The following is a 10,820-nucleotide window of genomic DNA, read 5'->3' on the forward strand; positions in this document are numbered from 1 at the left end:
GGTGAGGGAGGACGGGGAGCTGGAGTACCTGGGGCGAAGCGACCAGCAGGTGAAGGTGAGAGGCTTCCGGATTGAGCTGGGAGAGATTGAGGCGGCGCTGGGGCTCAAGGCGGGGGTGAAGGCGGCGGTGGTGGTGGCGCGCAAGGACGCGCACGGAGAGACGGCGCTGGTGGGGTATGTGGTGCCGGAGGGCAGTGGGCCTTCGGCATCGGAGCTGCGGGAGCACCTGCGGACGCGGCTGCCGGAGTACATGGTGCCGGCGCAGTTCGTGATGCTGGGGGCGCTGCCGCTGACGGAGAACGGCAAGCTCGACCGACGCGCGCTTCCGGCGCCGGACCAGGCGGGCGCGCCGGCCGCGGGGGCCCTGCCCTCGACGCGCTTCGAACAGGTTCTCTCCACGGTGTGGAGTGAGGCGCTGGGGCGCGACGTGAGCGTGGACGAGAACTTCTTCGACGCGGGCGGTGATTCGCTCAAGGCCATCCGCGTCGTGGGCCGGCTGCGCGAAACGTGGGGCGACAAGGTGCAACTCACGGACCTCTTCGCCCATCCGACGATTCGCGCGCTGGCGGCCTACCTGGGAGCGGACGGAAGCGAGCCGCCCACGGGCCCCGACCGCGAGGACGAGCGGCGCGAAGGCAAGGCCCGCATGGAGAAGCGCCTGGAGCGGCGCCGACGGGGGAATTCGTGAGCGGCGGTGATGACACCACGGGGATGGAACTCGCCGTCATCGGCATGGCGGGGCGCTTTCCTGGCGCGCCCGACGTTGCCGCCTTCTGGCGGAACCTGCGCGCGGGCGTGGAGTCCATCTCGTTCTTCAGCGTGGACGACGCGCGGGCGGCGGGCGTGCCGGAGTCGCTGCTGTCGAACCCGGACTACGTGCGGGCCTTCGGCGTACTGGAGGGCGCCGAGGACTTCGACGCGCGCTTCTTCGGCTACAACCCGCGAGAGGCCGAGACGTTGGATCCGCAGCAGCGCCTGTTCCTGGAGTGCGCGTGGGAGGCGCTGGAGGACGGCGGGTACGACCCTTCGCGGTACGCGCGGCCCGTCGGTGTGTTCGCCGGCGCGGGGATGAACCTGTACCTGCTGCTCCACCTGTGGAACGGCCAGGTGCCGGAGGATCCCGCGGAGGCGCACCAGTTGTCGCTCGGCAACGAGAAGGACTACCTGGCGTCGCGCGTGGCCTACAAGCTGAACCTCCGGGGTCCGGCGCTCTCCGTGCAGACGGCGTGTTCCACCTCGCTCGTCGCCATCCACCTCGCCTGCCAGTCGCTGCTCAACGGGGAATGCGACATGGCGCTCGCGGGCGGCGTGGGGCTCAGCCTGCCGCAGAAGTCGGGCTACCTGTTCCAGCCGGAGGGCATCCAGTCACCGGATGGCCACTGCCGCGCGTTCGACGCGAACGCCGCGGGCACGGTGGGCGGCAACGGCCTGGGCGTCGTCGTGCTCAAGCGCTTGCAGGACGCGCAGGAGGACGGGGACCGCATCCTCGCGGTGGTGAAGGGGTCGGCCGTCAACAACGACGGCTCGGGGAAGATGGGCTTCACCGCGCCGGGCGTGGAGGGACAGGCGGAGGTCATCCGGGCCGCGCTGTCCGTGGCGGAGGTCCCCGCGGAGAGCGTCTCCTTCATCGAAGCCCACGGCACGGGCACCGCGCTGGGCGACCCCGTGGAGTTCAAGGCGTTGGTGCGCGCCTACGGAGCGGGCCCGGCGGGACGGTGCGCGCTGGGGTCGGCGAAGACGAACATCGGCCACCTCGACGCGGCCGCGGGCGTGGCGGGCTTCATCAAGGCCGTGCTCGCGCTCCAGCACCGGGAGCTGCCGCCCACGCTGCACTTCGAACAGCCAAACCCGCGCATCGACTTCGAGCACAGCCCGTTCTACGTGAACCGCGAGCTCCAGCCGTGGGCGGCGAAGGGGGTGCGCCGCGCGGCGGTCAGCTCGCTGGGGATTGGCGGGACGAACGCGCACGTCGTGCTGGAGGAGGCCCCCGCGCTGGAGGCGGGCTCTCCCGCGAGGCCCTCGGACGTGGTGGTGCTCTCCGCCCGGAGTCCGGAGGCCCTGGAGGCCGCGACGGACCGGCTCGTCGCGCACCTGGAGGCGCACCCGTCGTTGCCCTTCGCGGATGTCTGCCACACGCTCCAGGTGGGCCGGCGTGCCTTCGCGTACCGCCGCGCCGTGAGCGGACGCAGCGCCGGGGACGTCCTCTCCGCCTTGAAGGCGCGGGACGCGGCGCGCGTGATGGAGGGCCACGTGGTGGAGGAGGGGCGGCCCGTCTTCTTCCTCTTCCCGGGACAGGGCACCCAGCGGCCCGGCATGGCGCGCGAGCTGTACGAGAATGTGCCGGAGTTCCGGCGCCGCATCGACGAGGGCGCGGCGCTGCTGCGGCCCCACCTGCGCGGCCTGGACCTGCGCACGGTGCTGTACCCGGAGCCCGGGATGGAGGACGCGGCGGAGCGGTTGCAGGAGACGTGGCTCGCCCAGCCCGCGCTCTTCCTGGTGGAGTACGCGCTGGCGCGGCAGTGGCAGGCCTGGGGTGTCCAGCCCGGAGGCATGCTGGGGCACAGCATCGGTGAGTTCGTCGCCGCGTGTGTCGCGGGCGTGCTCTCCTTCGAGGACGCGCTGGCGGTGGTGGCCGCGCGGGGCCGGCTCATGCAGGACCTGCCCCGGGGGGCGATGCTCGCGGTGGAGCTGCCCGCGGAGCAGCTTCGTCCGCTGTTGGGCGACGCGCTGTCCCTGGCCGCCAGCAACGCCCCGGCGATGTCCGTCGCGTCCGGGGAGACGGAGGCCCTGGGCGCGCTGGAGGCACGGCTCCTGGCGCGCGGCGTGGGCTGCAAGCGGCTGCGCACCTCGCACGCGTTCCATTCCGCGATGATGGAGCCCGCGCTGGCGGCCTTCGCGGAGCGGCTGCGGCGCGTGCGGCTCCAGGCTCCGTCCATCCCCTACGTCTCCAACGTCACTGGGACGTGGATCACCGAGGCGGAGGCGACGGATCCGGAGTACTACGCGCGGCACCTGCGCCAGGGCGTCCGCTTCTCCGAGGGGCTCCAGACGCTGCTGCGGGAGCGGCCCCTGTTGCTGGAGGTGGGGCCGGGCCGGGGGCTGGGAGCGCTGGCGCGGATGCAGCCGGACTTCGACGCGAAGCGTCCGCCCGTGGCGACGCTGCCCCGGGAGGACGAAGCGAAGTCCGGCGCGGGGCTGCTGGAGCCGCTGGGACGCTTGTGGCTGGCGGGAGCGGTCATCGACTGGCGGGCGTACCGCGAAGGCGAGCGGCGGCTGCGCGTGGCGCTGCCGACGTACCCCTTCGAACGGGAGCGCTGCTGGATTGAACGAGGGGCGTCCGCGCCGGAGCCTCGGGGGCCCCGTTCGGTGGAGGGCCTCTACCTGCCCACGTGGCGCGAGGCGCCCGCGCCGGAGTCCGACGCCGTCCGCGCCCAGGCGCCCATCGTCCTGCTCGCGGCGCAGGACGGTCCGGGTGCCCGCGTGGCGGAGCACCTGGAGCGGCGGGGAGCGCGGCTCATCCGCGTGTTCCCCGGGGCGCATTTCGAACGGCGGGACGCCTCCACCTACCGGCTCCGCCCCGACAGCGCCGAGGACCACCGCGCCCTCTGGGACGCGCTGGCGGGCACGGGGTTCGGCACGGTGGTGCACGCCCTGGGGCTCGCGGGTGGAGCGCGCACTTTGGCGTTCCCGGGCCTGCTGCACCTCGCGCAGGCCGCGCGGGGCCGAGGGCTGCACGTGGACGTGCTGGCGGAGCGGCTGCATGCCGTCACCGCGGATGAGCCCGTGGAGCCGGCGGTCGCTACGGCGCTCGGCTTCGCACGGGTGCTTCCGCTGGAGCAGCCCGGCGTCAGTTGCCGCACGCTGGACGTGGCACCCGAGGCGTGGCGCGGTGTCCGGGCGGAATCCTCCGCGGCCCGGGTGGCGACGGAGGTGCTGGCGGTTCCCACGCACAGGGCCGTCGCGTTCCGGGGCGCGCAGCGCTGGGTGGAGGACTTCCAGCCCGTGTCCGCGGAAGGTGGGGGGCTCCTTCCAGAGGGTGGCACCCATGTCGTGATGGGGCCGCTGACCGGACCGCTCCTGTCCTTCGCGGAGGCGCTGGCGGCCCGGCCCGGCGCGAAGCTCGTGGTGGCGGGCCCCGCGAATGCCAGCGCGGTGGGGGCGCTGGAGGCCCGGGGCGCGTCCGTCATCCGGCTGGAGACGGGGAGCGGCGCCGGAGCGGTGCGCGCGGCCCTGCGTGAAGCCCGGGAGCGCTTCGGCCCGGTTCAGGGGCTGGTGTTGGATCCGATCGCCGGGGCCGCGCCGGAGCCGCTCGCGCTGGAGTCGCTGTCCCGCGCCGGTGGGAGTGTGTCCGCCGGGGCCGGCCATCCATCGCCAGGAGGGGAGGGCGACGGCGCCCTGCCGGGCCTGGCCTTCCTGCGGGAGCTGGCGGCGGTGGTGCGCGACGAGCCGCCGCGCCACTGCTGGCTCCAGGCCTCGCTCGCGACGGCGGTGGGCGCGCTGGGCCAGGCGGTGACGGTGGCGAAGGCGGCCTTCGTGGAGGCGCTGGCCCACGAGCTGAACCGTCACGGCGAGACGTCCTGCACGGTGGTGGCGTGGGACCTGTGGGAAGAGGTGGATGGGCCTTCGCGCCGGGCCACGGGGCCCCGCCCGTTGACCCACGCGGAGGGCGTGCGCGCGTCGGAGCGCATCCTCCGCGCTGGCGCGCCCTCCCGCATCCTCGTGGCCACGGAGCCCCCCGGTGAGCGGCTGCGCGCGCAGGCCGGGAGCAACCCCCTGGTGCCCCTGGACGCGGAGGCCGCCCGCCACGAGCGGCCCCGGCTCACGACGCCCTACCGGGACGCGGAGAACGAAACGGAGCAGCGCATCCTCGAGCTCTGGCAGGAACTGCTGGGCGTCGAGCGCATCGGCGCGGATGACGACTTCTTCGAGCTGGGCGGCCACTCGCTGCTCGCGACGCGCATCGCCGCGCGGCTCAAGGCGTTGTTCGGGGTCGAGGTGTCGCTGCGCGCGCTCTACGATGCACCCACCGCCGCGCGGCTGGCGCTCGTCATCGAGGAGCTGATCCTCGACGAGCTCGAGCGCGCGGACGGCAACCCACGGGAAGGCGAGGTCCAAGACACATGAAGCTGAACGAGCTGCGGTGCCTGGTGACGGGAGCGGCCAGCGGCCTGGGGCGCGCCATCGCGCTGGGGCTGTGCCGCGAGGGCGCGCGGGTCGCCGCGCTGGACCTGAACGAGGCGGGGTTGGGCCAGCTCGAGGAGGAGGCCCGGGGCCTGCCGGGCCAGCTCCTCCCGCTGCGCGCGGACGTGACGCGCGAGGAGGAGGTCGTCGCCGCCGTGAAGCGCGCCAGCGAGGCCTTCGAGTTCCTCAACGGGCTGGTGAACAACGCAGGCATCTACCGCGACGGCGTGCTGGTGAAGGTGGACCGCAACGGCCGGGTGCTGAAGATGCCCCGCGCCCAGTGGCAGGTGGTCATCGACACGGACCTCACCGGGCCCTACCTGCTGGCCCGCGAGGTCGCGGCGCAGATGATCGAGAAGAAGGTCCAGCCGGGCATCATCATCAACGTCTCCTCCATCTCCCGCGCGGGCGTGTCGGGCCAGACGAACTACTCGGCCGCCAAGGCCGGTGTCGTCGCGGACGCGCGCGTGTGGGCGGAGGAGCTGGCTCCGTATGGCATCCGCGCGGCGGCCATCGCACCGGGCTTCTTCCAGACGCCCATCCTGGACGCCATGAAGCAGGAGACGCTGGACCAGTGGCTCTCCCGCATCCCGCTCAAGCGCCTGGGCAACCCGGACGAGATCTTCGCGGCCGTGCGCTTCATCGTCGAGTGCGAGTACTTCAACGGCAGCTGCCTGGAGCTGGACGGAGGCCTGCGCGCATGAGCGCCAGCCCCCTGCTCGTGGACGTCGTGGTGCTGGGCGCCAACGGGGCCTTCGGGCGCACCCTGGCGGGGCTCCTCCACGCCGGGGGGCACCGGGTGACGGGCGTGGACCTGGCCCCCGCCGCCGTGGAGCAGGCGCCGCTCGCGCGCTACGTCGCCGGCGACGCGACATCGCCGTCCGCGCAGGTTCGCGAGTCCCTGTCCCGCGCGGACGTGGTGCTCGCGAGCCTTCACGAGGACGTGGCCCTGGCGTCGCTCGGCGCGGTGCTGCCCGCGCTCAAGCCGGGGGCGTTGTTCGTGGACACGCTGTCCATCAAGAGCCCCCTCGCCGCGCGGGTGGCGTCCGCGCGCGACGACGTGGAGCAACTGGGGCTCAACCCGCTGTTCGGCCCCTCCGTGGGCTTCACCGGGCAGAACGTGGCGGCGGTGTCCGCGCGCAGGGGACCCCGGACGGACGCCATGCTGGCCCTCGTGGAGTCCTGGGGCGCGCGCGTCACCGTGCTCTCCCCGGAGGAGCACGACCGCGCCATGGCGGCCATTCAGGTCGCCACGCACGCGGCCCTCGTGTCCTTCGGCGCGGCGCTGCACGGCCTGGGCTTCCGCGTGGAGGCGCTGCGCCAACTCACCACGCCGCCGCACCGGCTGATGCTCGCGGCGCTGGCGCGGCTGGTCACCGGCAACCCGGAGGTCTACTGGGAGATCCAGCACTCCAACCCCTTCGCCCCGGAGGCGCGGCGCGCGCTCCAGGACGGCGTCGAGCGCGTGCGGGACGTCACCGCCGCGGGGGATGTGGAGGCGTGGCGGGGCCTGCTGGGGGACTGCCGGCAGGCCCTGGGCTCGGAGGCGGAGGCGTTCGCGGCGCTGTGCGCGGAGCTCTTCCGCCGGGTGTGAGCCGGGGCGTCAGGCCTGGGTGAGCCCGCGCAGGTACTCGCGGAAGAAGGGGATCCACTTCTCCCGGTCGTTGTCGATCATCGGCAGGAACTCGGGCGGCATCACGTGCTCGGACTCCAGCGCGTCGTAGATGCTGTTGGCGACGTTCCGGTACATCCGCGCGAAGGTGCGGTGCCAGCCCACGCGCGGGATGTTCATGCCGTGCTCGTAGCCCACCGCCGCGTAGTGCAGGACGGCGTCCTCCACCGCCTCCTCCCGCGTGCGCATGGCCAGCGGGCGGCGCTCCGGCTTGAAGAGCTGGAACAGGCGCTCGTGCCGCACCGGCTTGCCGAACATGCGCCGCGCCAGGTCCTGCGCGATGAGCGGCGACAGGTGCAGGCCGTCCCGGTAGGTGCCCGTGACGATGAACAGGCCCTGGAGCGACGTATCCCCGATGATGGGGCACCCGTCGATGGGCACCGGCCGGTTGCCCGCGTGCATCGCGACCATCTGCGTGGAGTGGTACGCGTAGGCGCGGTTGAGCTGATCCAGCGCGCACTCCAGCAGGAAGAGCACGTTGTTGGCCACCGGCTTCTCGAAGGGGCGCGAGACGACGTGGTTCGTCGCGCCCACGTAGACGCGCTTGTCGCCCCGGTGCACGGCGTGCAGGCCGCACGCGAAGGCGCGGTTGGGCGTGCGGATGACGCCCGCGGGCGCGGCCACCTCACTCTCCAGCACGATGGAGCAGCCGCCGCCCGGGAACACGCGGGGAATGCGGCGCGCCAGGTCCGGGTGCTGATCCAACACCGCCTGCGTGTCCACTCCGGCCGCCAGCACCACCTTGCCCGCGGACAGCGTCGCGCCGCTCGCGGTCGTCACGCCCACCAGCGCGCTCCCCTCCAGCTTCAGCGCGGTGACGGTGTCGTCCACCAGGGTGATGCGCTCGTCGCGCTGGGCGCTGGCCGTGTACGCGCGCAGCAGCGCGCCGGAGTCCACGGTGCCCTCGTTGGGGATGAAGAGCGCGCGCTGGGGCCGGCAGTCGTCCGCCGGGTCCAGTCCGGGGATGTGCCCCGGATCCACTTCCTCGTAGGGCTCCTCGTACTTCGCCAGCGTCTGGCGGATGGCGGCGTAGTTGGCGTCCTCGATGACGCCCGACATGTTGTTGTTGATGACGTACGTGCCCTTGCGGATGGACACGCGGTCCTCGGGCGCGAGGCCCGCGTTCAGGCCCTCCACCCAGTCAGGCCACAGGCGCGTGGCCTGGTAGGCCAGGTCCACCTTGGTGCGGCCGATGTCCGTCTTCAGCAGCGTCGTGGTGACCTCTCCGAAGCAGCCCAGCATCGCGCCCGCGGCGACGGTCGCCGCGCGGGGGCGCGCCCCGGGGCCCACGACGGCGACGCGCAGCCCGGACTCCTGGAGGGTCAGCGCTCGCGCGGTCGCGTTCGCCAGCACGCCATTGCCCACCACGATGACGTCGAATGAACGGCTCATCACTTCTCCTGGGAGGGAAAAACCCACGACTGCGCGAAAGAGGAAGGGCCCGTGGTAGCACGGCCGTCACACGGAGGCCCCGGGCCGGGGGAGCCTCCAGACCGGGCCGCCCGCTGGACTAGCGGGCGCGGCGCAGAAGGAAACCCACCACCAGCCCGGTGGAATCCACGCGCCGGTCGATGGGCTCCTTCACCACCAGTTCCAGGCCGCACCGCGTGAAGAGCGACTCCCAGAAGGCCAGGGGCTCCAGCCGCTGCGCGGTGAACGGGTGCAGCAGGTAGTACGGGTTGTAGAAGGCCAGGCCCAGGCCGTGGTGCATGAGCGCCGGGTCGTCCAGCCGGTAGTCCACTTCCAGGGCGAGCAGGTGCAGGTCCGGGAAGCGCTCGAAGGTGTCGCGCAGGAACTGCTCCACCGCCGCGTCGCCGCCCTGGCCCAATATCTCCTGGAGCACGAACGCCACGACGCCGAAGTCCGCGGGGAAGGACGACACCGGCGTCTTGACGAACTCCTGCGCGGGGGCGCAGGTGAGCTGCACGCGGTCCTGCAGGCCGTGACGGCGCAGGTTGTCCGCCGCCGCGTCGCATCCGCCGCGCGACGGCTCCACGCCCCAACCCCGGGCCTCCGGGAAGGCCTTGCACAGCTCCACCAGGTACTGGCCGCTGCCACAGCCCAGATCAAGCACGTGGCGCACGGTGCCCAGGTGGCGGCGCGCCATGGCGGAGGCGAGCGGGATGGTGTCCGTGGTGCTGATTTCATTCGCGCCGATGCCCACCTTGCGGCCGTCGCGCGTGGCCGGGGCCGCGCCTGTCTTCAGCGCCTCGCCCAGCTGCATGAAGGTGCCCGCGTACCCGCCGATGAACATCGTGTACCAGCCGCGGAAGGCGTGCAGCTCGCGGCCCTTGGCCGTGAGGCGGAAGAGGTCCGCGTCCTGCCGGAGGATGCCCTCGTTGCGCAGGTACTTGAGGAACGCGGCCAGCCGTGTCGCGTCGAAGCCGTGCGCCGTGGCCAGCTGCGCGGCCGTGGCGCCGTCCGCCTTCTCCAGCGACGCGTACAGGCCGGTGTCGAAGAGGTGGTGGATGCCCACCGCGAGCGCGTGCGCGCGGATGGGCTGGATGGCGTCGATGATCCGGTCCTCGGTCGGCTCGGGGGGAAGCGGAGGGGTCATGACGGTTTCCTGGAGAGCAGGCGCGCGAGCAGCCCCGCGCGGGTGGAGGGCTCGTTGAGCCAGTCCGGCAGCAACGTGCGGCGGAGGATCTTCATTCGCGCGGAGCGGCCGATGACGTAGCGCAGGCGCGGGGCGGGGGACAACGCGGCGTGGCGGATGGTGCGGGCCACTTCGGAGAGGTCTCCCCCCATGGACTCCAGCCAGCGCGCGACGTCCGCCTCCATGCGCAGGGTGAGCGCGTGGTAGGGCGACGCGGGGTCGAGCGCGCGCGCGGCCAGCTTGCGGTTCCGGGTGAGGATGTTCGTCTTGTAGAAGCCGCCGGGTTCGATGACGGAGACGGAGATTCCGAACGGGCGCAGCTCGTAGTGCAGCGACTCGCTGAAGCCCTCCACGGCCCACTTCGACGAGCAATAGGCGGAATAGCCGGGGCCGGCGAAGCGCCCGGAGATGGAGGAGACGTTGATGACGCGCCCCGAGCGCTGTGCCCGCATGGTGGGCAGCGCGGCGCGGGTGACGGCGGCGAGGCCGAAGAAGTTCGTCTCGAACTGCTCGCGCAGCTCCGCCTCGGAGAGGTCCTCGAAGAAGCCGTCCATGGCGAAGCCCGCGTTGTTGACGAGCACGTCCAGGCGGCCCCCCGTGGCGAGCACCTCGCGCATCGCCGCGTCGATGGAGGCGGGCTCGGTGACGTCCAGGCGCACGGTGCGCACCTGCACGCCTGCTTCGCGGGCCGCGGTGAGCAGGCCGGAGTCGCGCGACAGGTCCCGCATGGAGGCCCAGACCTGGAACCCGTTGCGCGCCAGCTCCAGGGAGGTGAAGAGCCCGATGCCGCTGGAGGCTCCGGTGACGAGGGCAACGCGCGCGTCCATCAGGAGGGGATCCGGTGGCGGGTGTTCTGGAGAGGGCGTCGGATGCTCATGCCGGGCGCCATGATATGGCGTTTCACGATTCACCAAATCGCAGTCCGTGGCCAGCGAAACCACCGCACCCATGTCCCTCACGCTTCGCGCCTGGCTGTCCGCGCTCCTGGTCTTCGGGCTGACGACCTTCATGGTTGTTCACGCATCGCGTCCAACCGCACCCGCTGGGAGGGATGCGCCCGTCGAGTCGTTCTCGGAAGCGCGTGCGCTGCCGGTGGTGCGCGAGCTCGCGGGGGACATCGGACTGAGGGTGTTGGGGACGCGCGGCGCGCGGCGCGCCGAGGACGCGCTGGTGCGCACGCTGCGCGGCATTCCCGGGCTCGAGGTGGAAGTGCAGCAGGCCCAGGGGATGCGCTTCGGGTCCTGGGCCCTGGACTACCGCGTGCGCAACGTGGTCGCCCGGCTCCCGGGGCAATCGCCCGAGGCGGTGCTGGTGTCGGCGCACTACGACTCGCCGCCGGAGAGCGTGGGGCGGCGGACGACGCGGCGGGGG

The 10,820-nt window shown here is 72.8% G+C and carries 7 protein-coding genes and 1 pseudogene; 5 read left to right on the forward strand and 3 right to left on the reverse strand.

What is annotated here, in order from left to right; all coding sequences use genetic code 11:
* From D7W79_RS31280 to D7W79_RS31295, 4 genes are all read left to right on the forward strand, one after another.
* Positions 1–688: phosphopantetheine-binding protein (locus D7W79_RS31280; RefSeq protein WP_244222073.1), on the forward strand; the 688-nt coding region annotated here is incomplete at its 5' end.
* Complete coding sequence (locus tag D7W79_RS31285; protein ID WP_120529035.1) at positions 685–5,124, forward strand: type I polyketide synthase; 4,440 nt, start codon at positions 685–687, stop codon at positions 5,122–5,124. The genes D7W79_RS31280 and D7W79_RS31285, both read left to right, overlap by 4 nt.
* Positions 5,121–5,885: an SDR family oxidoreductase gene (locus tag D7W79_RS31290; RefSeq protein WP_120529036.1), complete on the forward strand. Its 765-nt coding sequence runs from the start codon at positions 5,121–5,123 to the stop codon at positions 5,883–5,885. Before D7W79_RS31285 ends, D7W79_RS31290 begins: the two co-directional genes overlap by 4 nt.
* Positions 5,882–6,775, forward strand: a complete 894-nt coding sequence (locus D7W79_RS31295; protein ID WP_120529037.1) for a prephenate dehydrogenase dimerization domain-containing protein — start codon at positions 5,882–5,884, stop codon at positions 6,773–6,775. Before D7W79_RS31290 ends, D7W79_RS31295 begins: the two co-directional genes overlap by 4 nt.
* A gap of 9 nt (positions 6,776–6,784) precedes the next feature.
* Here the strand turns inward: D7W79_RS31295 and D7W79_RS31300 are convergent, their stop codons facing one another.
* From D7W79_RS31300 to D7W79_RS31310, 3 genes are all read right to left on the reverse strand, one after another.
* A complete protein-coding gene (locus D7W79_RS31300; RefSeq protein ID WP_120529038.1) occupies positions 6,785–8,245 on the reverse strand; it encodes an NAD(P)/FAD-dependent oxidoreductase in 1,461 nt (486 codons plus the stop codon).
* Positions 8,246–8,363: 118 nt separating this feature from the next.
* Positions 8,364–9,410, reverse strand: a complete 1,047-nt coding sequence (locus tag D7W79_RS31305; protein WP_120529039.1) for a methyltransferase domain-containing protein — start codon at positions 9,408–9,410, stop codon at positions 8,364–8,366.
* Positions 9,407–10,276, reverse strand: a complete 870-nt coding sequence (locus D7W79_RS31310; RefSeq protein WP_158617092.1) for an SDR family NAD(P)-dependent oxidoreductase — start codon at positions 10,274–10,276, stop codon at positions 9,407–9,409. Before D7W79_RS31310 ends, D7W79_RS31305 begins: the two co-directional genes overlap by 4 nt.
* Positions 10,277–10,397: 121 nt before the next feature.
* Between D7W79_RS31310 and D7W79_RS31315 the strand changes: the two are divergent.
* Positions 10,398–10,820 (forward strand): annotated as a pseudogene (locus D7W79_RS31315) (hypothetical protein); the annotation flags it as partial.

Origin of the sequence: Corallococcus exercitus (assembly GCF_003611585.1) — a bacterium.
GTDB lineage: Bacteria > Myxococcota > Myxococcia > Myxococcales > Myxococcaceae > Corallococcus > Corallococcus exercitus.